This window comes from Frankia alni ACN14a (assembly GCF_000058485.1).
Classification (GTDB): Bacteria; Actinomycetota; Actinomycetes; order Frankiales; family Frankiaceae; genus Frankia; species Frankia alni.
The window spans coordinates 5,928,842-5,953,501 of record NC_008278.1; the positions used below are offsets into that span (position 1 = coordinate 5,928,842).

The window sequence follows — 24,660 nt, forward strand, 5'->3', positions numbered from 1 at the left end:
GTCATGCGGGATGCAGTGATCGTCGAAGCGGTGCGCTCGCCGGTGGGCAAGCGGAACGGGGCGCTGGCCGGGGTCCATCCCGGCGATCTGTCGGCGCACGTCCTGACGGAGCTCGCCGCCCGCAGCGGGATCGATCCCGGGCTGGTCGACGACGTCGTGTGGGGGGTCGTCTCGCAGGTCGGCGAGCAGGCCCTCGACGTCGCCCGCACCGCGGTGATCACCGCCGGGTGGCCGGAGCACGTGCCGGGGACGACCGTCGACCGGCAGTGCGGCTCGTCGCAGCAGGCAGTCCACTTCGCCGCCGCCGGGCTCATCGCCGGGCACTACGACGTGGTCGTGGCGGGCGGCGTCGAGTCGATGACCCGGGTGCCGATGGGGTCCGCGGTCGGCGACGCCAAGCCGCATCCGGCCAGGTTCATCGAGTACTGCGGCGGGGTGCGCCCGAATCAGGGCGTCGGCGCCGAGATGATCGCCGAGAAGTGGGGCTTCTCGCGGACCGACTGCGACGAGTTCTCCCTCGCCAGCCACGCGCGGGCGGCGGCGGCCCAGGACGCCGGCCGCTTCGACGCGCAGATCGCCCCGCTCGACCTGCCGGGCGGCGGCGTGTTCACCGCCGACGAGGGCATCCGCCGCGGCGGCACCGTCGAGACCCTCGGCAAGCTCAAGACCGTGTTCCGCCCGGACGGTGGCGTCGTCACGGCCGGCAACGCCTCGCAGATCTCCGACGGTTCCGCCGCCCTGCTCCTGACGACCAGCGAGAAGGCCGCTGAGCTCGGGCTCACCCCGATCGCCCGGGTGCACACCGCCGTCGTCGTCGGCTCCGATCCCGTCATGATGCTGACCGGTCCCATCCCGGCCACCCACAAGGCGCTGGCGCGCAGCGGCCTGTCCCTCGGCGACATCGGCGCGTTCGAGGTCAACGAGGCGTTCGCGCCGGTCCCGCTGGCGTGGCTGGCCGAGTTCGGCGCCGACCCCGCGACGGTCAACCCCAACGGCGGCGCGATCGCCCTCGGCCACCCCCTGGGCGGATCGGGCGCACGGATCATGACCACGCTCGTCCACCACCTGCGCGACAACGGCATCCGGTACGGCCTGCAGACCATGTGCGAGGGCGGCGGTCAGGCCAACGCCACCATCCTCGAGCTGCTCTGACCCTGGAGCTGCTCTGACCCTGGAGCTGCTCTGAGCCGCGGGCGACTGCGGCCGGCTCCCAACCCCCCTTTCCGTCCTCACGAAGTGGAACAGTCCCAGTGGTAGACGACGCCCACGACCTGCTGCGTTACGAGTCGGTCGGCCCGATCCGGGTCATCACGCTGAACGACCCCGACAAGCTCAACCCGATGACCGACGCGCTGCACGAGGCGCTCACCGACGTCTGGGTGAAGGTCATGCGCGACCGCGAGGTCCGCGCCGTCGTGCTCACCGGCGCCGGGCGCGCCTTCTCCGCCGGCGGCGACGTGCCGGGCTTCCTGGCCTGCGTCGAGGACCTCGACCACCGCCGGTCCAACATGCGCACCGCCCGGCTGCTGGTCGACCACATCCTCGGCTGCCACGTGCCGGTGATCGCCGCGGTGAACGGCCCGGCGGTCGGCCTCGGCTGCAGCATCGCGGTGTCCTGCGACATCGTGCTGATGTCGGAGAAGGCCTACCTGGCCGACACCCACGTCAACGTCGGCCTCGTCGCCGGCGACGGCGGCGTGGTGACCTGGCCGTTCATGATGAGCCTGCTCAAGGCCAAGGAGTACCTGTTCACCGGCGAGCGGATCCCGGCCGCCACCGCCGTCGAGCTGGGCCTGGCCAACCGGGTCGTGGCGCACGACAAGCTGCTGGACGAGGCGATGGCGCTGGCGGAGAAGCTGGCCGGGCAGCCCGCCCAGGCGCTGCAGGAGACCAAGCGCTCCCTCAACCTGCACCTGCAGCACGCCGCCCTGAAGGTGCTGCCCTACGCCCTGTCGACCGAGAGCGAGTCCTTCTCCTCACCGGAGGTCGCCGAGCGGGCCCGCGCCTTCGCGGCCCGCTCCAGCAACGGCAAGGGCTGATCCACTCGAATCCCGGCGGGCGGGTTCCTGAAACGGCTGCGGCCAGAACAGGAGCTCGGCCGCGCGGGGTTCACGCGCCGTGGGTGCGGGTGGCGCGCCAGCCGAACGCGAGCAGGCCGGTGGCGAGTACGAGCAGGGTGATCAGGAAAGTGACCTGCAGCGGCCAGAACTGGCTCGCGGGGTGGTAGCTGCTGTTGCCGTGGATGATCCAGCCGTCGCGGGGGACGCTCGGCCGGGGCCCGGTGGTGTGGCTGGTGGGTGTGAGTGTCTGGACGGCCCGACCGGTGCACAGCAGGAGTACGAGGAACCCGACCAGCGCGATGCCGACGGCGGGCAGGGTGCGTCGTAGCCAGGCGCCGGCGGCGACGGCGAGGGCGAAGGACAGCAGGATCTCCCCCACCGGGGCGAGGCCGACGGAGAAGAACCACGGCCAGCGTGAGCTGGTGAGGCCGCCTTCGGTGAGGGGGCGCTGGAGCCGGTCGTTGGCGAGGCCGGCGATGAGCCCGGTGAGGGCGAGCACGGCGGCGGCGGTGAGTACCTTCGCCGTGTACCAACGCCGTCGGGGCACGGACTGGGTCCAGGCGGCGAGGTGGGTGCGTTGCTCGAACTCGCGGGCGACCAGGGGTGCGCCGACCAGGGCGCCGATGACCGCGACGACCAGCGGGACGCCGAGCTCGAACAGGGGTATCGCGTAGTTGAAGTCCGGGCCGAACCCCTCGAGTCCCGCGCAGCCGGAGCCGTGCAGTTCGCTCGGGTCCTGGCCCCGGCCGATGCAGCCGGCGGCCCGGAACGGCGCGAGCGTGTGGGAGGCGTGCAGCCCGACCCGGAGCATGAGGGCGCACAGGGCCGCGACGGTGAGCGCGGCCCACAGCGCCTGCCCGCGGTGCTGCCGCCAGGCGAACCAGGTCATCGGGACTGCGGCAGGGAGACCCCGCCGTTCACGGCGGGGAGGAAACGCCGCTCCATCTCGTCCATCGATCGATATCCCTTTCGTAGAATGGAGGCATGTCCCGTTACCGGCTCCATCCGACCGCCGAACAGGCGGCTGTGATGGAGGACCATTGCGGGCATGCGCAGTACGTGTGGAACCTCGCCGTGGAACAGCAGTCGTGGTATCGGCCGGCGGCTCGGGAAGCCCACCGGCACAAGGACTGGGTCGAGAAGACCAGCACCAGCCTTGCCCGCCGGCACGACCTGATCCGCATCGAGGATCTGCCTATCGGGCATATGACCCGTTCGGCGCGGGGGATCATCGCCGAACCGGGACGGAACGTGCGGCAGAAAGCCGGGCTGAACCGGAGCATCGAGGCGACGGCACCAGCCGGCCGGTGAACCGCGAACCTCAACACTGCGCACCCCCTCTCTCGGTGGATGTGTAGGAGTTGGAATCCCCCGCGTTCACGGGGAGGATGTCAAGTCAGTGCCTCCTGCGGGGTGTGGCGGGCGTCGTCGAGGTAGCCGAGCACCAGTTCGTCGAAGGTGGGCTGGGATTCGTCGAGGCCCGGTCCGGCGACGGCGGCCGGGTCGGAGCGGACCAGCGCGGTGGTCCGCCCAGCGGTGCTCCGCGCGCTGATGACCGACCACCCGCCGGCCTGCGGCCAGTCGGCCGGCCCGGAGACGACCCGGTGGTCCTGCCGCAGGTCGTCGAGGTCGCCGGCGAGGCGCACCCGGCCGCCGCGCAGCACGATGAGGTAGTCGCAGATGCGTTCCAGTTCGGCCACGACGTGGGAGGAGAACACCACGGCGACGCCGGTCTCGGTGCACGCGGCGAGCATCGAGGCCAGGAAGTCCCGTCGGGCGAGCGGGTCGAGGTTGGCCAACGGCTCGTCGAGCAGCAGCAGGTCCGGCCGTTTGGCCAGGACCAGGGTGAGCGCGACCTGGGCGCGTTGCCCGCCGGACAGGGTGTGGATCCGGGCGCGTGGCGGGATGTCGAGCCGCCCGATCCGGCCGGCCGCCAGCACCGCGTCGAAGCGGGGGTTGAGGTGCCGACCCGCATCGAGGAGGTCGGCGACCCGCAGGCGCGGCCACAGCGGCGCGTCCTGGGCGACGAAACCGATCCGCGCGAGCTGGCGGGCCGGGGCGAGGCCGGCGACGTGGACCGTTCCCGCGCTGGGGGGCAGCAGCCCCGCGGCCAGGTGCAGCAGGGTGGTCTTTCCGGAGCCGTTGGGGCCGACCAGCGCCACCACCCGTCCGGCGGGCACGTCGACGGTGCACTCGCGCAGCCCCCACGTGCTGCGTCCGTAACGGCGTCCCAACCCGTCCGCGCGCAACACGGTCGTCATGCGGCACCTCCGGCGCTGCGGTGGACGGCGGCACCGGTGCCCGGCTCGTCCAGCGCGACGGCGACCAGCGCCCGGATCTGTTCGGCGGACAGCCCCTCCTGCCTGGCCCGCCGGACCCAGCGGACCAGCGCGGCCAGCAGCGCGGGCGGCGCCTCCAGCGGCGGCGTCGGTGGCGCGGACGCGACGAAGGTCCCCACGCCCTGGCGGCGCACCACGATCCCCCCATGCTCCAGCTCGCCGTAGGCCTTCACCACCGTGTTCGGGTTGACCGCGAGCGCCTCCACCACCTCCTTCACCGTCGGGAGCTGCTCGCCCGGCTTCAGCCGGCCGAGCATGACGTCCCGGCGCACCTGCTGCACGAGCTGCCGGTAGATCGGCACGCCGGATCCGGCGTCGAGACGAAACATACTCACTCCTAGATCACGGGTCTACTAGTAGACTAGTGGTCTAAGGGTTGGCGATGCAATACCGGCAGCGCGGCGCGCGCGCAGCGGCGCGAGAGCCCCGGTTCGCCGAGACGACGCTTGCGGACCGTCTCGCTAGGCCGCGGGGCCGAGGGCGGCGTCGACGATGCGATCGGCGAAGGCGCGGTCGACGGGGGCGCGTTGGATCGTCACCCGGAAGATCAGCGGGCCGAGGATCTGGGCGAGCAGCTCGTCGTTGTCGCGTTCCGCCACCGTCTCGCCGGCGGCGACCGCCCGGTCGATCGCGCCGCGCAGCAGTGACGAGATGCGCCGCAGCAGATCATCCCGGAGTGCGGCCACGGCCGGGTTCTGGTCGGCGGTGGCGATGACGGTCGTGAGGAACTGCCGCGCGACCGGCTGGGCCAGATCGGCCGCGGACCGGATCAGCTCGCGGCTGAGCCACTCTCGCAGGGGGCCTTCGCCGGCGCGCAGCAGCGGCTGCTCGGTGATTGTCATGGCCTCGGTGACCAGGTCGATCTGGCGCGGCCAGTGCCGGTAGATCGTGGCACGGCCCACCTCGGCCCGCTGCGCCACGCGCTGGTGCGTCAGCGCCGCGGGCCCCTCCTCCTCGAACAGCGACCGCACGGCCTCACGCACCGCGGCGCGGGTGCGGGCGATCCGGGCGTCCTCGACCGTCGTCTCCACGGCTCGAAATTCTATGAGACACCTTGACTCACAAAAGAGATATGAGGCACTCTGCCTCACACGCCTGGAATGAGTCGTGGGTCACACGGCGCGCCGGTGAACGAGTCGAGGGGACAGCGATGACCGACGACCGCAACAACGAGAAAGTCACACTCAGCAATCTTCCGATCGCACGGGATCGGGACGCGGCCTGGCGTCAGCTGCGCGAGCACGGCCGCACAGTGCTCCTCGACGGCGGCCTCGCGGCGACCGACGTCGAGACCGTCGAGACCGTGTTACGGCAGCCGGCGATCTTTTCGTCGAAGAAGGCGTTCGACGTCCTCGGCAGCCCACTGCCGCTCGTGCCCATCGCGTTCGACCCGCCCGACCAGACCCGCTACCGGCGCATTCTCCAGCCGTTCTTCAGCCCGCGGGCCATCCGACCGCTGGAGGACGAGCTGCGCCGGCAGATCGTCGAGATCGTCGAGCCGTTGGTGCGGCGCGGGTCGTGCGAATACGTCTCCGAGGTGGCGGGAATCTTCCCGGTCCAGGTGTTCCTGACGCTGTTCGGGTTGCCGCTGGAAATGCGCGACCAGTTCATCGAGTGGAAGGACGCCATCCTCGGGCTCTCCGATCCTTCCGGCAACACCGCCCTCGACGAGGCCGCGACCGAGGCCGCCATGGCCACGGCGCTGGGGCTGTTCAGCTACCTGGCCGACCTCGTCCCGGCGCGCCGCGGGGTCGCGGGCGACGACGTCCTGAGCCAGCTTCTCTGCCTGGAGGGCGACGAGGCCCTCACCGACGAGGAGGCCGTCGGCCTGTGCTTCCTGTTCGTCCTGGCGGGCCTGGACACCGTCGTCGACGCGCTCAGCTTCGGCACGGACCGGCTGATCCGCAACCCGGACCGGCGCCGCGAGATCGTCGACGATCCCGCGCTCATCCCGGCCGCGATCGAGGAGCTCCTGCGCCTCGACCCGCCCGCGCCGTTCGTGCCGCGGGTGACCACCGAACAGACGGTGCTCGACGGCCGGACGCTGCCCGCGGGCACCCGGGTCACCACCAACCTCGCCGCCGCGAACCGGGACCCCGCCCGCCATCCCGACCCCTACACGGTGAACTTCCACCGCGGCGAGAGCCCGCACCTGAGCTTCGGCGCCGGGGTGCACCGCTGCCTGGGATCGCACCTGGCGCGGTTGGAGATGCGGCTGGTGTTCGAGGAGTGGCACCGGCTGATCCCCGACTACGACCTCGCCCCGGGTGCGTCGCCGCAGGTGAAGTGGCCGCGCGGCACACTCGGGCTGGACGCTCTGCCGCTGGTCTTCCCCGCGTCGGCGCCGGCCGCCGGGGCGGGTGGGCAGGCGTCATGAGACCGGAGGAGAGACGACGCAAGATAGGCCGAAGAGTTCATTTATCAACCTGATCCTTGCGGTTCGTCGGGGGCGGTGGTTATGGTTCGCCCGGGCCTGCCCGGAGGATCCCGCTGCCCCCGGACGCCTCGCCGGAGACCTCGCGCGAAGGCCCAGCAGCTGCCGACCCAGCGGGCCGACCCGACCCCGAGGAGGGCTCCCCGCCCATGGGTACACGGCAGGAAGCACCCGTCCGCGAACTCCTTCGTCTGTTCGACGAGGGCGACTTCGTCGGCAACATGGACCGGCTACTGGCCCAGTTCGCCGAGGACGCGACGTACCAGATGAGCGTGCCCGGCCGGGAGGCGCTGCGAGGTCGGGAGCTCATCGCCACCGAGCTCGCCCGGCAGGCGGGCGACTACTCCGACTGCGTCTGCGAGATCCTCACCGTGGTCAGCGACGACCGGCACGTCGTCACCGAACGGATCGACCATGTGACGATGCTGCATGACGGCACGCGGGTGTCGAACCCACTGCTCGCCATCTTCGAGGTGAACGACGACGGCCTCATCGTCGCGTGGCGCGAGTACTGGGACGCCCTGTCGCTGTCGCACCGCATGGGCGTCGACCCCGGGACCATGCTCGGCCTGATGGGACTGGAGACGGCGTGATCCTCGACGATCTCACCGTGGACCCCGCCGGCTTCCAGGCCGGCACCGGTTGGGCGATCAAGCCGCAGGGCGCCTGCAAGGGCGACGTGTGCGTGCCGTTACCGAGCTCCGTGCGCCGTCCCGACGGCCGGCTCGACGTGACCGGGCTCGCCGAGCGCCTCGGTATGGGCCTGGTCGCGGACGAGGCGCACGGTGTGTGGGCGCTGGGCCCGGAGTCCGCGGTCACCGGCCGGGCGCTCACCACCGCGCAGGCGCCGCCGCTCGAACTGCCCCGCCTCGACGGGACGCCGTTTCGGCTGGACAGCCTGCGCGGGCAGAAGGTCGTGCTGGTGGCGTGGGCCTCCTGGTGCGGGTGCCGGGAGGACCTGCGGCTGTGGAGCGCGCTGCGCGAACAGCTGCACCCGCGGGGTCTCGAGGTCGTCACGGTCGCGCTGGACACCGGCGGTCCGGACGCCGCCCGGCCCTGGATCGAGAAGGCCGGCGGTAGCCATCCCGCGCTCATCGACATCCGGCACGAACTCGGCGCGAAGTTCGGCGTCGTCAACGTGCCGAACGGGTTGTGGATCGACGAGGACGGCATCATCGTCCGCCCGGCGGAGCCGGCGTGGATCGAGGATCCGCACGCCAGCTCCGAGACCGCCGCGCGGTCGCTCGACGAGCTCCCCCCCGACCACCGCGACGTCCGCGCCGAGATCGGGAAGATGACCATCGACCCGGCGGTGTACCCGGCGATGATCCGGGACTGGGTGGCCAACGGCCGCGCCAGCCGGTACGCCCTCGAACCGCACGAGGTGCTCGACCGGGCCCGCCCGCGCGACGCCGCCGTCAGTCGGGCCGCCGCCCGCTTCGAACTCGGCGAGTACGTCCACCGCGCCGGCGACCACACCGCCGCCGTCGCCCACTGGCGCGAGGCGCACCGCCTGCAGCCCGACAACTGGACGTACAAGCGCCAGGCCTGGAATCTCGCCGACCCCGAGTCCGTGCGGACGATCGACGCCTACGGCACCGGCTGGCTCGACGACGTCCGCGCCCTCGGCGCCGAGAACTACTACCCCGAGATCCAGCCATGACCGCCGCCGAGGCCGCCGAGGCCGCCGAGGCCGCCGCAGACGCCCCCGGAGGCGAGGCCGGACCGGCGCCCACCGCCCGCACCGCGGAGGAGGACCGCCTCGTCGCCCGAGTCGAGGAGCTGCTCGGGGGCCGGGTCACCGCGATCGAGCGCCAGCCGCGCTGGCGCAAGGCCTGGTACCTCACCGTCGACCGGGACGGCACCGACATCCCGATCTATGTCCGCGGAGACAAGCAGATCGACGCCGAGCCCTACCCGGGCCTGGACCGCGAGGCCGCGATCCTGCGGATCCTGGAGCGCAACGGCGTCCCGGTCCCCCACGTCCACGGCATGAGCAGCGATCCGATCGGCATCGTCATGGACCGGGTGCCCGGGACCCGCGACGTCGCCGAGGCGGCGGACGACGCCCAGCGCCGGGGCATCGCCGAGCAGTACATGGAGATCCTCGCCCGGATGCACGGCATCGACGTGGCCGAGTTCGCCGCCGCCGGCATCGAGGTTCCGACCACGCCCGCGGGCGCGCAGCTCGCCTTCGTCGACGCCAACGAGCGGCTGTACCGGCGGACGAAGAAGGCCCCCGAGCCGCTCGTCGAGTGGGCGCTGCGCTGGGCGCGGCACCGGCTGCCCACCGCCGGCAACCGGGCGCGGTTCATCCACGGCGACACCGGCCAGTTCCTGTTCGTCGACGGCCGGATCACCTGCGTCTACGACTTTGAGGCGTCGCACATCGGCGACCCGCTGTCCGACCTGGCCGGGCTGCGCACTCGGGCCGGCACCGAGCCGCTCGGCGCGGACATCGAGCACATGATCCGCCACTACCAGCGGGTGGCCGGCACGACCGTCGACCCCTCGGCGCTGTCGTTCTACACGGCCACGTACATGCTCACCGCGGTGATGGCGCTCAGCGGGCCGCTGACCGAGCTGCGCCCCGCCGATCAGCAGGCCGAGTACCTGACCTGGGATCTGATGGTGCGCCGGGCGATGCTGTGGGCGATCGCCGAGGTCGAGGGCGTCAAGATCGAGCCCGCGCCGCCGGTGACCGTCCCGCCGGGCTATCCCGCCCGGATCGCCACGGTGCTCGAGGGCACCGTGCGGCGGATGGTGCCGGCGACGCCGGTCGACGAGGCCAACCAGAGCGCGGCGCTCGCGCTGGCCCGGTGGGCCGGGGCGATGGTCGCCGTGGGGGCGGCGAACGTCGAGCGCGACCTCGACCGGGCCGCCGTCCTGCTCGGCCACCGCCCCGCCGACCAGGCCACCGCCGACGCCGAGCTGGAACGGTTCGTGCTGGCCGCCGGCCCCGAGCACGACCTCGCCCTGCTGGAGTACTTCGCCGCCCAGACCGAGGCGCGGGTCGCCGAGGCCGTCCCGATGCGGCAGCGGCTGGAGCAGTACGCGCTGCCGAAGGTCGTCCTCTGAGCCCGAGCGCGAGCCTGGGCCTGGGCGCGAGCGCGAGCCTGCGCCCGGGCGCGACCCCACGCCAGCCCTGATCCGAGGGAGCAACGCATGCTGGTGAGCACGGACACCGTGGACCCGGCGGTCTTCACCGCGGGCACCGGATGGTCGATCAAACCGCAGGGCGCCTGCAAGGGCGAGCACTGCGTGCCGCTGCCGGCCGAGGCCCGGGACGCGGCCGGTGACCTCGTCGTCGAGGTGGTCGCCGGCCGGCTCGGGATGCCGCTCGTCGTCGACGCCGAGCACGGGCTGACGGCGGTCGGGCCCGAGGCCGCCGTCACCGGCCGGATGCTGACCACCGCCGAGGCGCCGGAGCTGACGCTGCCGACGTTCGACGGTGCGACGTTCCAGCTCTCGCGGCTGCGCGGGACGAAGGTGCTGCTCGTGGCCTGGGCGTCCTGGTGTGGCTGCGCCCACGACCTGCCGCTGTGGGCCGAGCTGCGGGAGCGGCTGCGCGGGAACAACCTGGAGATCGTCACGGTGGCGATGGACGTCGCGGGGCCCGACGCCGGGCGGCAGTTCGTCGAGCGGGCGACGCCGCGGCACCCGGCGGCGATCGATGCCGAGCACAGCCTCGGCCGGCTGTTCGGCGTCGTCAACGTGCCGAGCGGGGTGTGGATCGACGAGGCGGGGATGATCGTGCGCCCCGCCGAGCCGGCCTTCCCCGGCCGGGTCGTCATCTTCGACGAACTGCGCAAGGCCGACCTGGCACGGGAGGCCGCCGCGAGCGCCGGCACCCTCGACCGGATGCGCGAGGTGCTGCGCAGCGACGAGGGGCTGTCCGACTCGACCGTCTCGCTGGTCGAGATGACCCGGGTCATCGCCGACCACGCCGAACCGGAGCTGTACCTGCGGATGCTGCTGGACTGGGCGGACAAGGGCGCGGACAGCGAGTACGTCCTGACGCCGGACGAGGTCGTCGAACGCTCCGCTCCCCGCCCGCCCGACGTCGCGACGGCCGCCGCCCACTTCGAACTCGGCCAGCACTTCGAACGCCACGGCGACCACCTCGCCGCGGTGGCGCACTGGCGGCGTGCCCACGAGCTGCAGCCGTTGAACTGGACCTACAAGCGCCAGGCCTGGCGCTTCGAATACGGCCCCGACGGCCAACCGGACCGCTACGACAGCTCGATGGAACACGACCTACGCGCCGTCGGCCCGGAGAACTACTACCCCAGACTGCTGCCCTGACCGCCGCCGAGGGGGCGGGACGCATAAATGCGGTGGGCCGCCTTCACGTAGACGCCGCCGACCATGAATCCGCCGGCGGCATAGCCGTCGGTGCCGGAGTCGAGCCAATCGCCCGCCCAGCCACCGACGATCCCCGTCACGACGGGCGCGGAAGCGAAGAGTACAAGCAGCAGCGCAAACCGCCACCAGGGCTGTTTCATCTCGCAATCGTTCCATGACGGAGGGCTCGCGTCAGCCCGGCGCAGCCGGCGCGACCGGGACCGCGGACTGGGCGGCCGGGACGAGCAGCCGCGGATGACCGGTGCCGTCGGCCGGGACGATCCAGGTGTCGGCGAGGGGCGCGCCGGGGCCGGCGTTCGCCACGGCATAGCTGACGTGGTCGCCGTCGGTCCAGGCGGCCTGGTCGTCCACGTTGCGGGTCTCGGCGAGCGGACGGTCCGCGCCGGTGGCGAGGTCGAGGACGTGCAGGCGCCAGGTGGCGGGGGCGAAGCCGTGGCTGAGCCGGGACTTGTAGGCGACGCGGTGCTCGTCCGGGGACAGCGACGGGCACTCCACGCCGTCGCGGAGAACCTCCGCTCGCCGGTCGTGCACGTGCCCGCGGATCAGGTAGAAGTGATCGCCGGTGTGCAGGGTGGCGTAGAAGGTGTCGGAGTCCGCCGCGAACGTGACCCCCCAGAGGTTCTCGTCGATGGCGTGCAGCCGGCGCCCGGCGCGCGTCACGGCGAAGTCCTCCAGGTCGGCGAGGATGCGGCCGGCGGTGAGGTCGAGCAGCAGCGTCCGGGTCGAGAACGAGTCGGTGTTGTAGGCGTCGCCGACGACGAAGGTGGTCACCGCGCCGATCCGCCCGTTCGGCGCGACCCGCGTCCGGCTGGCCAGCCCCGCGATCGGCAGTCGGAACAGCACGCGCAGCCGGTCGTCGAACACGGCGATCCCGGCGCGGGCGGACGCGCGGTCGTCGCGCAGGCAGAGGCCGCGCCCGGCCCGCTGGTCCAGCCGATCACAGGTCAGGGCCGTCGGCGCGCGCGGCCCGGCCGGATCGCGCACGTCGGCGGCCTCGACCCGGCCGAAACGCGCTCCTTCGGCGGCGTCGAGCACCAGCAGGTGCGGGCGGGCCAGCAGCGACGGCAACGACGCGGTCATCGGCACCGCGCGGGCGGTGGCGCCCGGCGACGCCGAGCCCGCGGTCCGGTGGGTGGCCGATGCCCGGGTGGCGGCCGCCCCCCGCCGCCCGTCCCGGGCGCTCACCGCCACCACACCGGTCAGGCACACCGCGACGACCAGGGCAAATGCCCCCACCCGCGGGCCCGACGGCCAGCGCAGTCCCCGCACCAGGCCCCGGCCGCGGCCCGGCACTCCCGGAGAGGCTGCGGATACCTCGGACGCGGAGAACTCAGCCGCGACAACGGCGGATGCGGGGATCGCGGACGCGGGGGGCCGGGGAGCGGGAACGGCGTCGGCGGGGCGGGGCGCCGGGTGTCCGGATCGGAAGGGACGCAGCAGTACCGCCGCGAACGTCCCGCTCACCAGCGTCAGCACGAGCGCGTCGGCGAGGGCGACGTCCGGCCCGGACCGGGTCCAGACCGCGCCGAAACCGAGCGTCGCGGTCCCCCGCCCGGCGGCCAGCACGACACCGACGAGGGCGAGCCCCGTGGTGCGCGCCGAGGCGGGCACGGTCTGGCTGGTCAGCGCGGCGATCACGCCGTCCGAGGCGGCGAAGTAGATCCCCAGCAGCACGGGCAGGGCAAGCACGCTCCACCCGCGCGGCGCCGGGGCGAGCAGGACGGCGAAGCAGCAGCCGAGCGCCACCTGGCCGCCGAGCAGCACCCGCCCGGCGCCGACGCGGTCGGCCAGCCGGCCCATCGGCACCGCGAACGCCAGGAAGGCGAGCGACTCGACGACGAACAGGGACGGGAAGAACCGGCTGTCCACGCGGGCCTGCTGGCGCAGCGCCAGGAACAGCAGCGAGTCGGTCACCGCGGGCAGGCTCAGCAGCGCCGCCACCGCGAGCAGCCGACGCAGCGCGCGGTTCGCCCACAGCTCGGCGAGAGGAGTCCACAACCGGCCGGGCGCCCTGCCGGCCTGCGTGATCGCGGGCGTCGGCGCGGCGTCCGCGGGGCGGCGGTTCTCCACGAACAGGGCCAGGACCGCGAGGCCGATGACGGCGATGAGGAACGCCGCGGTGAACACCGTCGAGTAGGAACCGGGCGCGACGCCGAGCAGGGCCACGGCCAGCAGCGGCCCGAGCAGCGCACCGCCCGTGTCCAACGCCCGGTGCAGCCCGAACGCCTCGGTGAGCCGCCCGCGGGGCGCGGACAGCGAGAGCAGCGCGTCGCGGGGACCGGTCCGGATCCCCTTGCCGAGCCGATCGGTGCCGAGCCAGGCCAGCACGGGCAGCCAGCCGTGCGCCCCGAGCAGGCCCAGCCGGGACGCCGCCGACAGCGCGTACCCGGCACCGGCGGCCTCGCGGTAGCGTCGCCACCGGTCGGCGAGCAGCGCCCCGGCCAGCGCGGCGACCGCGGCGAAGACCTGCAGGAGACCGTCGGCGGCGCCGAACTGCAGAGCGCTGAAGCCTAGGCGCACGGTCAGGTACAGGGGCAGCACCGAGGCCACCATCTCGGCGGACAGGTCGGTGACCAGGCTCGTCAGACCGAGGAACAGCACGTTGGCGGACGGGGCGGGCGCCTCGGCCGCCGCCCCGACATCGGCCTCGGTCCCGACATCGGCCTCGGTCCCGACATCGGCCTCGGTCCCGACATCGGCCTCGGTCCCGACGTCGGCCTCGGTCCCGACGTCGGGCCCCGCCCCGGCATCGGTTTCGACACCGGCCCGGGCGTCGGCGCCCGCGCCGACCTCGGCTTCGGCGGCGCCGCTCGGGTCGTCGCCGGCGTCGCCGCCACCTTTGTGGCTGCGTGCGGACTCGGGCAGCGGGCCCCGCCCCGCCAGGTACACGGCCGGCCCCGCTACCGGACCCGAACCCGAACCCGGCCCCGGCCCCGGCCCCGGCCGGTCAGTTCTTCTCTCCCGGCGCGGCGCCGCCATGGTCCTCGGCCGGGACGGCGTCGACGGCGGGATGGCGCACCCCGGCGGGACCCGCGGCAAAGGCGGTCAGCAGGTTCGTGGTGATCTGGGTGATCGCCCGTTGGATCGCCGGGCCACCGGCACCGGGCCCGCAGACGTCGGCCAGCGGGCAGACCCAGGCGCTGGTCCCACTGTCGAACACGCCCGCCCCGGACGGCGTCGTGTAGTAGCTGACGTCGGAGAAGTCGTGGACGCCGCGGCAGGTGATCGGCGAATGGGCGATCACCTCGATCGGCCGCGGGGTGGGGTAGGCGAGGTCGACCCGGTCGTACTCGGAGCCGATCAGGCCGGGCAGGCGGGCGTCCGCGGCGAGCCCGGTGCCCTCGAGCAGCCACGACCGCGGGCGGGCGACGACCATGTCACCGTGGACCGGGTTGCACTGGTACATCCCACCGGTCAGCGAGCTTTCCGGATCCGCGTTCGGCGGGGAGGGCCAGTTGGCGGTGATGTGCGCGTCGTCGCGGCCGTACAGGGGATCCTCCTGCGCGACCTTGTAGGCCGTCTCCAGCCGGTCCGGTCCCAGCGGCGACGGGTCGAGGCGGATGCGCCGGTACACGGCGTTCGCGCCGAGGAACGCGAGGTTCGTGCCGCGGTCACGGGCGGCGCTCAGCGCGGCCCGCATCGCCGGGGAGTAGTACTCGTCGTGGCCCAGCGAGATCACCGCCCGGGCGCCGTCGAGCAGGTGCGGGTCGGCGTGCAGGTCGAGGTCGGTGGCGTAGGACACCGGCAGGCCGAGGCGCTCGGCGAGGGCCACGAGGGGCTCCTCGTTGCCGGTGAAGTCCGCCGCGCCGTCGCCGTAGTCGTACGGCCGGTCGAACGAGACGACCCTGGCCCGGTCCGCGAAACCGCGCGGACCGTGGTAGAGGCTGTAGCCGCCCCAGGCGTTGTAGGCCTGCCAGGTGGTCACCGCGTTGAGGATCACCACCCGACCCGCGGCGGACGGCCCGCGGACGGTCAGCGGCACGTACCGGTGGTTGCCGTCGGAGGCGTCCAGCCGGAACAGGTAGTCCCCGGGCGGCCAGGAGGCGGTGGGGAAGGTGGCGGTCGGCGCCCACGACGCCGCGGAGATCGTGTTGGTGGCGGGGCTGTGCGCCTGGCCGGCCTGCCGACGGCCGGGAAGCGGCCCGACCGTCGTCAGCAGGCGACAGGTTCGTCCGCCGTACCATCCGGTGCGAAAAACCGAGATCGTCAGCGTGGGGGCCGTGGTGGATGCGAACAGGCGCACCGGCGTGCCCGCGGCGATGCCGGCATGGTCGAGCCAGCCCTCCACCGCGTTCTGCGGGCCGAGCTGGCTCAGGCCGCACTCGGCCCCCGGACGGGCGTTCTCGGCCCGGACGTCGAAGCCCCCTTGCTGGTCGCCGGGCGGGCCGGTCGGCGTCGGGAGCCGGGCCGCCTCGGGCCGGCGTGGCGGGGGCGTGCCACCGACACATCCCACGAGGGCGAACCCGCATGCCCACACACAGACAGAGGCCACAAGGCGGATGAGTCGGCGCCGACGCACGGCTCATCGTCGCAGCATCCACCCCGCCCGGCCTCTCGGGGTGGCCGAATTGCACCGGATCGGTCAGGTCACGGCGGAACCCGCGGCCGGAGTGCCGGACAGGTGGCTGAGGTACCGGTGGCAGGCCCTCGCGCGGTCGGCGTCCTCCCTCATCACGGTGCGGAAGAACTCGGCGATCTCCCGCTCGTCGGCGTTCTCCGCGTCGCGGATGAACTGTTCGTAGTCGTGCCCGGCCTTCAGCGCGTGGTACTGCACCGTGATCAGGTCGTGAACGATGTCGCTGAACCCAGTTTCACCAGTCGCCATGGGATCGCTCCTTCTCGCCGTTCCGGGAGGTCGCAGCAGACATCCTCGGCGTTCCGCGGGGGCTCGCCGCCAAACCTCCCGCGCCGCGGGCCCGCTCGGGCGCGGCGCCGCCGGGTGCGCTGCCCGGACCGGTGACGCCGGGCGCGACGGGCTCGTCGGACATGACCCGGACGCGGCTCCGTCCTGTCAGGCGTCGACCGGCGTCCCGCCGGTGATCCCCGCGACGTGGTAAAGGCGCAGGCAGCCGTCCGAGCTGCCGGCGGCGAGCACATCCCCGCGCGGGGAGAAGGCAAGGGAGGTGACCCGCCCGCCTGCCGGGGACAGCACCGCGGCCGGGTTGGGCAGGTCCGGGCGGCGGACGTCCCACACCCTCACGGCATTGTCGTCGCTGCCGCTGGCGAGCAACGTGCCGTCGGGCGAGAACGACACCGCTCGGATCCTGCCCTGGTGGGCGTCGATCCTGGCGACCTGCACGGGAGGGTGGTCCGACGCCTCCAACCGCCACAGGCTGATGCTCGCCTCGTCGCTGCCGGCCGCCAGCAGGCGCCCGGCCGAGGCAAAGGCGAGCGCCCAGACGTCCCCGTCCTGACCGGCGAGTCGGACCGGCTCCGGGAGCGCGCCGTCCCGGTCCAGCCGCCACATGAGGACCGTCGCGTCCTGGCCCGCGCTCACCAACACTCGGCGGGAGGGGAAGACGACGGCGCCGACGGACCCGCGATGACCCGGCAGATCCACGATCGGGCGTGGTGCGGACAGGTCGTCGAGATCCCAGACTCGCAGGTGGCCCTCGATGCCCCCGACGGCCAGCCGGGCGCCGTCGGGGGTGAACGCCGTCGCCCAGGCCCGGTCCGTCCCGGCGGGGAAGCTCGCGAGGGGCGCCGCCGCGGTCGGGTGGCGGGCACTGCGTACGACGATCGTCCCATCCGTCCCAGCGCTGGCGACAAGGCCACGGTGCGCATCGACGGCGATCGCGCGAACCCAGTCCGTGTGATCGTGGAAGCCGGCGACCCGCCTCGGCGCGGTCGGGTTGCGGACATCCCACAGCCTGGTCCGGCCATCGTCCGCCCCGGTCACGAGCAGCGCGGCGTCACCGGTGAAGGCGAGTGCACCGATCCAGAACAGCCGGCTTGCCCGCCGAAGCGGCCCGGCGTGTGCCACCACCGCCAGTGGCGGCTCGGCGCGCCGCCTGCGGCGGGTTCGCGAGGACCCGTCAGCGCCCGGCGCCGCCCCGGGCCCCCTCGCGGGGCCGGGCGTCGCGGGGTCGGGCGTCTCCCGGCCGGGCGAGGGGTCGTCGGTGGCGTTCGGTGCTACCGGCACGGCGTCGGCGTCCGCCGCGGCCGCCGGGGACCGCCCCCCTGGCATCGCGAGGGACTGCCGTGCCAGCACGCGTCGGTCCGGCCCAGGGAACGCCGGCGGGGCGGCCGGCTTGACCCGGCCGGCGACGGCGGCGTCGATCCGGCGCAACAACCGCCCCAGCGCGTCGGACTCGCTCAGGCCGTGCAGCTCGATGTCCTCCAGGGTGCCGACGAGGTCGGGCACGTCGGCGTCGTCGATCCGGATCGGAACGACCCTGCGACCGCGCCCGCCGGGATCGGCCGCGGTGGCGGTGAGCAGCTCCTGCAACCGGGTGGACGAGGCGAGGTAGGCGCGGGACACCACGGCGATCAGGCGCTCGGCGTCGTGCAGCGCGTCGAAGAGGTAGCGCTGCCGATTCGAGCCGGGCGGCAGGTCCCACGCCCTCAGGGTCACCCGGTAGCCCGACTCCTCCAGGTACCAGGCGATCCACTCGGCCCAGCCGCGGTCCTGTGCCACGTACGACACGAAGAAGTCCCACCGCCGGGCCTCATGACGGTCCCCCGATCCCTCGACCACATTCATCAGCATGACATGCAGCCCAAAACGGCCACGGCGAACATGGATATGGTTCCGCTGACCGGGCCTTTCCGCGCCGCATTCATGGCCGGGACGTCGCGCCGGGACCCACCTTCGCCTTCCGGCGCGGCCCGGCCCGCTCGGCTCGGGCATGCACCGACGATCCAGGCCGGCCCGGCTGTCCCTGACCGCCAGGCCAACCGGTCTGGCGCGGTGCGGCGCCACAATCCCTATCGCTGCCGAGCGGAACGCCATCCGGCGAATCGTTTGACGGCCGCCTGCGCTGTCGCCGACGGCAACCGTCTCGGCGGCACTGTCCGCCCTGCGTCCAGGAGCTACGCCCGCCGGGCCATCGCCTGCTGGCACGGCGCCGCATTGCAGGACGCCGCTTGACAAAACGCCCTAGATCCCAACGATTAGCCGGGTCGGCTACGGATCGGTCGAACCTGGCGCGAACCGCCGGTATTCTTGCTGCTCTGGCCGAATGAGCGCTTACCCTCATTCGGCCACTGACAGTTAGCGCGCATCTCTCGTACGGGAGACGCCGTATCTCCCAGGAGGCAGGCATGCTGCCGACCGATCCGGCCGGGCTGGTGTGGCGCAAGAGTCGAGCCAGCAACTCGTCAAACTGCGTGGAGGTGGCCATCGTTCCCGGCCACGTACTGATACGCGACTCGAAGAACCCCGGGGGTGGGATGCTTTCGTTCACCGAGGCGGAGTGGGCCGCGTTCCTCGTGGGGGCACGCGCGGGCGAGTTCGACCTGCCCGAGGTCTGACACCGCCACGCTCCGCCGACCTTCGAGGCGAGACGAGCACAGCACGACCCATGCTCGGGCGCGCCCGGTTCCGTACGCGGCCCACCCGCTGTCCGCAGTCTGTACTCCACGCTGTCCGCGGTCTGTCTGCGCACTGCCCGCGGTCTGTCTTCGGCACCGCCCGCGGTCCGTTCACGCCGCCGCCGGCGTCCGGTCGTCCCCGGACGGACAATCGGCGTCCCGCATCGCGCGGTCCCGCCCCCGCACGGACGACCTCGCCTGCCCCGGACGAAGGGCGCGCTGGCACCGCCTCCCCACACCCGCACGGAGCCGACGCGCCGGGCGGGGGCACGCACCCATGCCCTTGCAGCCGCCTGACCAGCACATTCACGACCCAAGAATCGGTCGTGCGCCTATGCGGCAGGAGGTGTACGGGGGGCCAGTAGGCGGGCGGTTGCCCGGCAGATGTCCAGTAGTCGTTCCAACTGCGGCATCCCGGGACCAGTCGGGAGGGGATGTTCCGGTCGGATGAATAGCCGACGGGGGTGTCGCAAAGTGAACCTGGCCGACCGGAGCCTGCCGACCGCCTGTAGGCAGCATGCCATATGGCATATTGAGCCGCGACAGCGTAGTCTCGGTTTGGAGGGGTGCTCATGGTCGGCGAACGTAATCCAGCGGTCCTGCGGAGAAGGCTCCGCACGGAGTTGCGCCGCGCCCGCGCGGCCGCCGGCATGACCCAGCGCGACGCCGCCACCGGGCTGGACTGGTCGCCGTCGAAGCTCATCCGCATCGAGAACGGGTCGGTGGGAATCACCCCGGTCGACCTGCGGGCACTGCTCGGCCTCTACGGCGTCACCGACAACGACCGGATTGAGTCACTGGTCGAGATGGCCCGGGCGAGCCGGCGTTCCGGCTGGGGCGAGTACAAGGACGTCCTCTCCCGCGAGTTCCTCATCTACCTGGAAAACGAGGCGTCCGCCTCGGCCATCCGGCAGACCGAGCCGCTACTGGTACCGGGGCTTCTGCAGACCGAGGAGTACGGCCGGGCGCTGCTGCGCAGCGGAACCATCGGCCGGGACAACGCGGCGTTCGTCGATCGGGCCTGGGAGGTCCGCCTCTCCCGGCAGGAGATTCTCGAGCAGACCGACCGGCCCGAGATGGTCTTCATCCTCGACGAGGCGGCGATCCGGCGCCAGGTCGGCGGCGCCGGGGTGATGCGCCGACAGCTCGAGTACCTTCGGGCCCTGGCGCGGGACGGTCGCGCGGAGATCGCGGCGATTCCTTTCTCCGCCGGCGCCCACCAGGGCATGCGGGGCCCGTTCACGATCCTCGAGTTCGCCGAACCCGAGGACGATCCGGTGCTCTACTTCGAGAACAGCCTCGGCGACACGATCAACCGTGACGACACCGAGCTCACCTCGCAGTATCTGACCACGTTTCTGGAACTGCAGGAACTGGCGGTGAGCGGGCCGGCATTCGAGGACATGATCGACCGGGCGGTGGCCGAGATGACCGGTGCCATCGAGGTGTCCGTTCCGCGACCGGTCTCCTCCACGACCTGATTCCACCGATCGCGGCGACTCGCCGATCAGGGCGACCCACCGATCACGACGACAGAGCGGGGAAGGATGACGACAACTGAGGTAGGCGTCCTCGCTGCCGGGTGGCCGTCGGACCGGGCCCGCCCGGCCGCGCCGCGCCGACGGACCTAGCGTCGGGTGGCCACGTCCCATGCCCGTCGATGAGGTACCGCAGAGCGATCGACAGGACGCGTCCGTAGGTCTCGACGGATGGCGCCTGGTGGAGGGGTTCGCCAGATACGTCGTCTCCAGTTGGGGAGTCACGCTCCGCTTCGTGGTGGTGCTGTCGATTCCCACCGTCTCCGCGCTGCTCGTCGTGGTCGCGCTGGTCGAGGTCGACCACGATCCGCTGTGGCTGCTCGGCGCCCTGCCGAGCGCCGTCCTGGTCGTCGCCCTCGCGAGATTCCTGCGAACGCTCCGGCGCCATCGAGCGAAGACCGGTCCCGATCGTTGGTGACCGGACGGGTCTTCGTCGCAGCCGGCGACCGGACCTCAGCGGCGGCTGGCACGCATCCGCGCGACGATGGCGTCGGCGTACCAGGCGGCCACGATCACCAGTGCGAAGGTGACGCCCACCATGACCGCGAGCTGGGCGATGCGGTCGACCAGGTCGCCCAGCAGCAGCCCGACGAGGGAGCCGGCGCCGAACGACAGGACGCCGGCCACGAGACCGTAGGCAGCCGCGGCGCCGTCCACGGGCACACGCGGGGTGAAGCGGCGACGCGAGGGCGATGGAGACGGTCCGGGGTTAGCCATCCATGCCTCCATCATCTGACCCCGAGCGTTCATCGTACCGCCATCAGATCTCGATCAACAGGTCGATCATGAACCGGCCCGCCCTCGCGACGGCGTAACCCGCACCGCCGCCCCGCGCGCAGGGCGCCCGCAGGACTGACGCGGCGCACGTGCCGGGCGGCGGGAGTGTGGTGACGGCATGCTATCTGGCAGTCGCCGACAGAGATAGAGGCCGACGCCGCCGAACCCTACGCGCAGGCCCCACGCGGAGCCCGGGGGCCTCGCCGTCGAAACAGCGGTTCAGCTGTCCGCGTCTGCGCCGCGCGGCGGGACGGTGCGCAGGGTGGCGAGCGCGGTGCGCAGGTCGTCCCAGGGGAAGGCAGTGTTCTCCCGGCCGGGCTGATCGGCTCCGGCGCGCGGGTCGCCGGGTCGTCCGATCACCAGGCGCACGCCCCAGGACCGCAGGGTGGCGATGCTCGCCGCGTACGCGGGGTGAGCGGCCAGGGCGCTGTTCGGGTACGGCGCGATGATGATCGGCAGACCGGCGCCGACGGCCTCGTTGAGCAGGCCCAGGGCCAGGGTGTCCGAGACGCCAGCGACGATCTTGTTGACGGTGTTGAACGTCGCCGGTGCGACGACGATGGCGTCGGCCGGCGGCAGCACGTCGGGCTCCCCCGGCCGCTTGTACGCGGAGCGAACCGGATGGCCGGTCAGCTCGGCGAGCCGCCCCGCATCGAGGAACCCGGTCGCCGACGGGGTGGCGACCACGCACACGTCCCAGCCCGCGCCCTGGGCGTACTCGACGAACGCCGGCAGGTCCGCGGCCGGATAACCGCCGCAGGCCACGAGGTAGAGCACCGGATCGTCGGCTGTCATGGACATCCCTTCCAGAAGCCGGCCCGCACTGCCGGGACGTGGAGCGAGCGGTCAGTACAGCAGGCGCTGACCCGGGCCGGACCCGCCGGCGGCGAGCGCCCGCGCCGACATCCGGTACAGCGACGCCTGGGTGGCGTCGTTGCAGGTGTAGTACAGGTCGCCGCCGGGATCGGCGAGGACGCCGAACAGCCGCTCGGTGTCGCCCACGCACGCCTGCCGCAGGACCGGCCGGACCGGTGCAGCGGTGCCGGTGCCCTCAGTGCCCGTGCCGCCGGTGTCGGGGCCGGTGCGGGTGCCGGGGCCGGTGCCGCCCGGCCGGTCGCCGACCTGCCAGATCGCCCCGTGCCGGGCGTCGGTGAACAGCACTCCCCCGCCGCCGCCCGGAGCCGGTGTGAGGCTGGTGATGGCGGCGTCGTCGAGGGTGCGGTCGACGACGGTCCTGATCGTTCCGTTCTCGACGACGTGGATGCGGGCGTGCCCGTCGGCGTACGACAGGACGAACACCCGTCCCGCGGCGTCGACCGCGACGCTGTAGGCGTTGGCCAGCGGCACCTCGGTCGCCCGGTCGGTGCCGTCGTCGTACCGGCGTTCGTGGGCCACCCGGTGGCCGCGGTCGGTGGCGGCGCCGTTGCCGGCGACGAGCTGCGCCGCCGTGGTGCGGTAGTCGCCCGTCCCGGCGGCGGGATCGATCTTCCAGACCTGGCCGGCGTAGCCGGTGGTGAAGTACAGCGCGCCGCCCGGGCTCACCGCGACGCTGGTCGGCGTGCCGATCTGCGCGCCGACGTTCTTCGGCCCGGCCGCGCCGCCCGCCGGGCAGATCGTCGCCGGCGCCACCGCCTTACCGCCGTCGGCCGCCCCCGCCAGCACCCGGTCCACCGTCTCCGTCGACGGCCGCCCGGCCACGGTCTCGACCCGCCACGGCTGCCCCGCCGGCCGGTAGACCCGGCGGACGACGCAGTTCCACTCGTCGGCGATGAAGATCGACCCGTCACCACCGCCGGCGGCGATGCCGGCCGGGCGGCGCAGCGCGGCGACCGCGGCCGGTTCGTCCCGGGCCGGTCCCGGCTGGCCGCTGCGGTCGGCGCCGGCCCGGCCGACGACCGTGCTGGCCGCCCCCCGCGCGAACAGCGTCAGCGCGTGCTGGCTGGAGTCGGCGAGCAGGATGTCGCCACCGCCGTCCGCCGCCAGGCTGACCAGGCCACGCAGCGGCAGCGGCGCGCTCACCGGGTACGCCGGCGCGGCACTCGGCCGGACGGGCGCCGCCGCGGGCCCGCCGCCGCCGCCCGGCCCGACGCGCAGGACGCCCGTGGCGAGCAGCACGACGACCGCGAGAACGACCGCGATCAGGCCCGACGCGGACCAGCCGAGCTCCCCCACCCGCGCCCGCGCCCACGCCGACCCGCCCCGCTCCCGCAGCGACCGCAGGACCCCGGCGTACCGCGACCGGACCCCGCCGGCCTGCCCGCCACCGATCAGCCCGGTGGCGGGAAGCCACCCGTTGGTCGGGGGGCTGGTGGTCGGGGGGCTGGTGGTCGGGGGGCTGGTGGTCGGGGGGCTGGTGGTCGGGGGGCTGGCGTCGGCCGGCCGGTAACGCCGCGTCGGCGGGAGCGGGCCGCGGCTGCGGCGGCGCAGGTCCTCGTCGCCGCGGAAGCTGATCCCGGTGCCCGCCAGCCAGTCCGGTCCGAACGCGTACCGGGTGGCGTCGATCAGGTCCGCGGCGAAGGCGAGCGCACTCGGCTGGCGCTCCGCCGGATCCTTCGCGAGCGCCCGCAGGGCGACGGCCGCCACCTCGGCAGGGATGCGCGGCAGCGGGTGCGGCACGGCCCGGCGGTGCCGCTCGGCCATGACGTGCGGCCGCGGGTCGGCGCCGAACGGCGGCGAGCCGGCGAGCAGCTCGTAGAGCACGGCGCCGAGGGCGTAGACGTCGGCGGCCATCCCGGCGGCGGCGAGGTCGAACTGCTCGGGCGCCAGGTACGGCGTCGAGCCGACCACGCTCGTCGGCGTGGCGGTGCCCGTCGACTCCAGCAGGCGCGCGATGCCGAAGTCGGTGAGCTTGGGCGCCCCGTCCGCGGCGAACAGGATGTTCGACGGCTTGATGTCGCGGTGCAGCAGGCCCTCGCGGTGCACCCGGTCGAGGGCGACGGCGACCGCCGCGACGGTGGCGCAGGCGGCCGGCGGCGCGAGCCCCGCCTGCGCGCGCCCGGCCAGCGTCCCGCCGGGCAGCAGCTCCATGACGATGAGGGCCATGTCCGCGTCGCGCACGTAGTCGAAGACCCGGACGATGTGCGGATGGTCGAGGCTGGCGACGATCCGCGCCTCGGCGTCGACGCCGTCGGCGGGCGGCTCCGACGCGGGCGCGGGCACCGCCAGCACCTTGACCGCCACGTCCCGGTCGAGCCGGCGATGCCGGGCGGCGAACACCCGGCCAAACCCGCCGCGGCCGAGCTCGGCGCCGATCTCGTAGTCCGGCAGCACCGCCTGGACGTGCCCCTGCACGATCACGCGCTACCCCGCGTCCGCCGCGTTCCCCGCCATTCCAGGCCCGCCACCAGGCCGGGATCATCTGTGAGCCGACTATAACCGAGCACCTGCGACCGATCCGCCACCGAGCGGTCAGGGCGCCGGGGCGCGGACGACGACCGGGACAGGGGACAGCGAGCGCCCGTGGCCGCCCGGGATTACCGCCGACGTCCTATCCACCGTCCCCGACGCGGGCCCGATGGGTTCTTCGAAACGGCAGTTCGGGGCGGGAGGACTCCCTCGCCGTTGTTCTCCGAGCAAACACCTCGGACTTCTCAGCCGGGAGGTCGGCGGGTTTC

At 73.3% G+C, this 24,660-nt stretch carries 22 protein-coding genes and 2 pseudogenes; 12 read left to right on the forward strand and 12 right to left on the reverse strand.

Features of this window, described 5'->3' with window-relative positions; translation table 11 throughout:
- The first annotated feature begins 3 nt into the window (after positions 1 to 3).
- Positions 4 to 1,152: a thiolase family protein gene (locus tag FRAAL_RS23880; RefSeq protein WP_041940940.1), complete on the forward strand. Its 1,149-nt coding sequence runs from the start codon at positions 4 to 6 to the stop codon at positions 1,150 to 1,152.
- Positions 1,153 to 1,250: 98 nt separating this feature from the next.
- Positions 1,251 to 2,039 (forward strand): enoyl-CoA hydratase/isomerase family protein, encoded by a 789-nt coding sequence (locus tag FRAAL_RS23885; protein WP_011606568.1) that lies wholly within the window; start codon positions 1,251 to 1,253, stop codon positions 2,037 to 2,039.
- A 70-nt stretch (positions 2,040 to 2,109) separates the two neighbouring features.
- On the opposite strand, the gene FRAAL_RS30685 is transcribed toward FRAAL_RS23885, so the two are convergent.
- Positions 2,110 to 2,949 (reverse strand): ABC-2 membrane transporter-related protein, encoded by an 840-nt coding sequence (locus FRAAL_RS30685; RefSeq protein WP_011606569.1) that lies wholly within the window; start codon positions 2,947 to 2,949, stop codon positions 2,110 to 2,112.
- Positions 2,950 to 3,044: 95 nt separating this feature from the next.
- On the opposite strand from FRAAL_RS30685, the pseudogene FRAAL_RS35640 reads away from it, so the two are divergent.
- Positions 3,045 to 3,143: pseudogene (locus tag FRAAL_RS35640) on the forward strand (helix-turn-helix domain-containing protein); the annotation flags it as partial.
- Positions 3,144 to 3,155: 12 nt separating this feature from the next.
- Positions 3,156 to 3,350: pseudogene (locus FRAAL_RS35260) on the forward strand (RNA-guided endonuclease TnpB family protein); the annotation flags it as partial.
- A gap of 101 nt (positions 3,351 to 3,451) precedes the next feature.
- Here FRAAL_RS35260 and FRAAL_RS23900 read toward each other — a convergent pair.
- The 3 genes from FRAAL_RS23900 to FRAAL_RS23910 form a co-directional block, all read right to left on the reverse strand.
- Positions 3,452 to 4,321 (reverse strand): ATP-binding cassette domain-containing protein, encoded by an 870-nt coding sequence (locus tag FRAAL_RS23900; protein ID WP_011606571.1) that lies wholly within the window; start codon positions 4,319 to 4,321, stop codon positions 3,452 to 3,454.
- The gene (locus FRAAL_RS23905; RefSeq protein WP_041939714.1) at positions 4,318 to 4,728 is read right to left on the reverse strand and encodes a GntR family transcriptional regulator; all 411 of its coding nucleotides are present in this window, start codon (positions 4,726 to 4,728) and stop codon (positions 4,318 to 4,320) included. The genes FRAAL_RS23900 and FRAAL_RS23905 overlap by 4 nt, the downstream gene beginning before the upstream one ends.
- Positions 4,729 to 4,860: 132 nt before the next feature.
- Entirely contained in the window at positions 4,861 to 5,430 is a 570-nt protein-coding gene (locus tag FRAAL_RS23910; protein WP_011606573.1) for a TetR/AcrR family transcriptional regulator, read from the reverse strand.
- A gap of 119 nt (positions 5,431 to 5,549) precedes the next feature.
- Between FRAAL_RS23910 and FRAAL_RS23915 the strand changes: the two genes are divergently transcribed.
- From FRAAL_RS23915 to FRAAL_RS23935, 5 genes are all read left to right on the forward strand, one after another.
- Entirely contained in the window at positions 5,550 to 6,776 is a 1,227-nt protein-coding gene (locus FRAAL_RS23915) for a cytochrome P450 (RefSeq protein WP_041939715.1), read from the forward strand.
- A 206-nt stretch (positions 6,777 to 6,982) separates the two neighbouring features.
- On the forward strand, positions 6,983 to 7,426 hold the full coding sequence (locus FRAAL_RS23920) for a nuclear transport factor 2 family protein (protein WP_011606575.1): 444 nt from the start codon (positions 6,983 to 6,985) through the stop codon (positions 7,424 to 7,426).
- Positions 7,423 to 8,496 carry a ResA-like WAxxUGC motif-containing protein gene (locus FRAAL_RS23925; RefSeq protein ID WP_041939716.1) on the forward strand — a complete coding sequence of 358 codons (1,074 nt, stop codon included), beginning with the start codon at positions 7,423 to 7,425 and terminating at the stop codon, positions 8,494 to 8,496. The genes FRAAL_RS23920 and FRAAL_RS23925 overlap by 4 nt, the downstream gene beginning before the upstream one ends.
- Positions 8,493 to 9,911, forward strand: coding sequence for a phosphotransferase family protein (locus FRAAL_RS23930; RefSeq protein ID WP_011606577.1), 1,419 nt, complete (start codon positions 8,493 to 8,495; stop codon positions 9,909 to 9,911). The genes FRAAL_RS23925 and FRAAL_RS23930 overlap by 4 nt, the downstream gene beginning before the upstream one ends.
- 87 nt (positions 9,912 to 9,998) lie before the next feature.
- Positions 9,999 to 11,138: a ResA-like WAxxUGC motif-containing protein gene (locus FRAAL_RS23935; RefSeq protein ID WP_011606578.1), complete on the forward strand. Its 1,140-nt coding sequence runs from the start codon at positions 9,999 to 10,001 to the stop codon at positions 11,136 to 11,138.
- Here the strand turns inward: FRAAL_RS23935 and FRAAL_RS23940 are convergent.
- The 5 genes from FRAAL_RS23940 to FRAAL_RS23960 form a co-directional block, all read right to left on the reverse strand.
- Complete coding sequence (locus FRAAL_RS23940) at positions 11,117 to 11,338, reverse strand: hypothetical protein (RefSeq protein ID WP_011606579.1); 222 nt, start codon at positions 11,336 to 11,338, stop codon at positions 11,117 to 11,119. The genes FRAAL_RS23935 and FRAAL_RS23940 overlap by 22 nt on opposite strands.
- Positions 11,339 to 11,369: 31 nt before the next feature.
- The gene (locus FRAAL_RS30690) at positions 11,370 to 14,087 is read right to left on the reverse strand and encodes an MFS transporter (RefSeq protein WP_050997236.1); all 2,718 of its coding nucleotides are present in this window, start codon (positions 14,085 to 14,087) and stop codon (positions 11,370 to 11,372) included.
- A 58-nt stretch (positions 14,088 to 14,145) separates the two neighbouring features.
- On the reverse strand, positions 14,146 to 15,651 hold the full coding sequence (locus FRAAL_RS23950) for a N,N-dimethylformamidase beta subunit family domain-containing protein (RefSeq protein ID WP_231861286.1): 1,506 nt from the start codon (positions 15,649 to 15,651) through the stop codon (positions 14,146 to 14,148).
- Positions 15,652 to 15,780: 129 nt separating this feature from the next.
- Entirely contained in the window at positions 15,781 to 16,023 is a 243-nt protein-coding gene (locus tag FRAAL_RS23955) for a hypothetical protein (RefSeq protein WP_041939717.1), read from the reverse strand.
- Positions 16,024 to 16,209: 186 nt separating this feature from the next.
- On the reverse strand, positions 16,210 to 17,895 hold the full coding sequence (locus FRAAL_RS23960; protein WP_011606583.1) for a toll/interleukin-1 receptor domain-containing protein: 1,686 nt from the start codon (positions 17,893 to 17,895) through the stop codon (positions 16,210 to 16,212).
- A gap of 566 nt (positions 17,896 to 18,461) precedes the next feature.
- Here FRAAL_RS23960 and FRAAL_RS23965 point away from each other — a divergent pair.
- The 3 genes from FRAAL_RS23965 to FRAAL_RS23975 all read left to right on the forward strand — a co-directional run bounded on the left by FRAAL_RS23965 (position 18,462) and on the right by FRAAL_RS23975 (position 20,687).
- A complete protein-coding gene (locus tag FRAAL_RS23965) occupies positions 18,462 to 18,671 on the forward strand; it encodes a DUF397 domain-containing protein (protein ID WP_011606585.1) in 210 nt (69 codons plus the stop codon).
- 632 nt (positions 18,672 to 19,303) lie between these two features.
- Positions 19,304 to 20,212 carry a helix-turn-helix domain-containing protein gene (locus FRAAL_RS23970; RefSeq protein ID WP_041940943.1) on the forward strand — a complete coding sequence of 303 codons (909 nt, stop codon included), beginning with the start codon at positions 19,304 to 19,306 and terminating at the stop codon, positions 20,210 to 20,212.
- 238 nt (positions 20,213 to 20,450) lie between these two features.
- Positions 20,451 to 20,687, forward strand: a complete 237-nt coding sequence (locus FRAAL_RS23975) for a hypothetical protein (protein WP_011606587.1) — start codon at positions 20,451 to 20,453, stop codon at positions 20,685 to 20,687.
- A gap of 35 nt (positions 20,688 to 20,722) precedes the next feature.
- Here the strand turns inward: FRAAL_RS23975 and FRAAL_RS23980 are convergent, their stop codons facing one another.
- The 3 genes from FRAAL_RS23980 to FRAAL_RS23990 all read right to left on the reverse strand — a co-directional run bounded on the left by FRAAL_RS23980 (position 20,723) and on the right by FRAAL_RS23990 (position 24,343).
- On the reverse strand, positions 20,723 to 20,986 hold the full coding sequence (locus FRAAL_RS23980) for a hypothetical protein (protein ID WP_157734434.1): 264 nt from the start codon (positions 20,984 to 20,986) through the stop codon (positions 20,723 to 20,725).
- A gap of 279 nt (positions 20,987 to 21,265) precedes the next feature.
- On the reverse strand, positions 21,266 to 21,841 hold the full coding sequence (locus tag FRAAL_RS23985) for a flavoprotein (protein ID WP_041939721.1): 576 nt from the start codon (positions 21,839 to 21,841) through the stop codon (positions 21,266 to 21,268).
- A 51-nt stretch (positions 21,842 to 21,892) separates the two neighbouring features.
- On the reverse strand, positions 21,893 to 24,343 hold the full coding sequence (locus FRAAL_RS23990; RefSeq protein ID WP_011606590.1) for a serine/threonine-protein kinase: 2,451 nt from the start codon (positions 24,341 to 24,343) through the stop codon (positions 21,893 to 21,895).
- Positions 24,344 to 24,660: the final 317 nt, after the last annotated feature.

What these genes read in the sequence shown, in the direction of transcription:
- FRAAL_RS23880 (WP_041940940.1), top strand. Translation starts at nt 4, where the DNA reads ATGCGGGATGCAGTGATCGTCGAAGCGGTGCGCTCGCCGGTGGGCAAG.
- FRAAL_RS30685 (WP_011606569.1), bottom strand. Translation starts at nt 2,949, where the DNA reads ATGACCTGGTTCGCCTGGCGGCAGCACCGCGGGCAGGCGCTGTGGGCC.
- FRAAL_RS23900 (WP_011606571.1), bottom strand. Translation starts at nt 4,321, where the DNA reads ATGACGACCGTGTTGCGCGCGGACGGGTTGGGACGCCGTTACGGACGC.
- FRAAL_RS23905 (WP_041939714.1), bottom strand. Translation starts at nt 4,728, where the DNA reads ATGTTTCGTCTCGACGCCGGATCCGGCGTGCCGATCTACCGGCAGCTC.
- FRAAL_RS23915 (WP_041939715.1), top strand. Translation starts at nt 5,550, where the DNA reads ATGACCGACGACCGCAACAACGAGAAAGTCACACTCAGCAATCTTCCG.
- FRAAL_RS23920 (WP_011606575.1), top strand. Translation starts at nt 6,983, where the DNA reads ATGGGTACACGGCAGGAAGCACCCGTCCGCGAACTCCTTCGTCTGTTC.
- FRAAL_RS23930 (WP_011606577.1), top strand. Translation starts at nt 8,493, where the DNA reads ATGACCGCCGCCGAGGCCGCCGAGGCCGCCGAGGCCGCCGCAGACGCC.
- FRAAL_RS23935 (WP_011606578.1), top strand. Translation starts at nt 9,999, where the DNA reads ATGCTGGTGAGCACGGACACCGTGGACCCGGCGGTCTTCACCGCGGGC.
- FRAAL_RS23940 (WP_011606579.1), bottom strand. Translation starts at nt 11,338, where the DNA reads ATGAAACAGCCCTGGTGGCGGTTTGCGCTGCTGCTTGTACTCTTCGCT.
- FRAAL_RS23955 (WP_041939717.1), bottom strand. Translation starts at nt 16,023, where the DNA reads ATGGCGACTGGTGAAACTGGGTTCAGCGACATCGTTCACGACCTGATC.
- FRAAL_RS23965 (WP_011606585.1), top strand. Translation starts at nt 18,462, where the DNA reads ATGCTGCCGACCGATCCGGCCGGGCTGGTGTGGCGCAAGAGTCGAGCC.
- FRAAL_RS23970 (WP_041940943.1), top strand. Translation starts at nt 19,304, where the DNA reads ATGGTCGGCGAACGTAATCCAGCGGTCCTGCGGAGAAGGCTCCGCACG.
- FRAAL_RS23980 (WP_157734434.1), bottom strand. Translation starts at nt 20,986, where the DNA reads ATGGCTAACCCCGGACCGTCTCCATCGCCCTCGCGTCGCCGCTTCACC.
- FRAAL_RS23985 (WP_041939721.1), bottom strand. Translation starts at nt 21,841, where the DNA reads ATGACAGCCGACGATCCGGTGCTCTACCTCGTGGCCTGCGGCGGTTAT.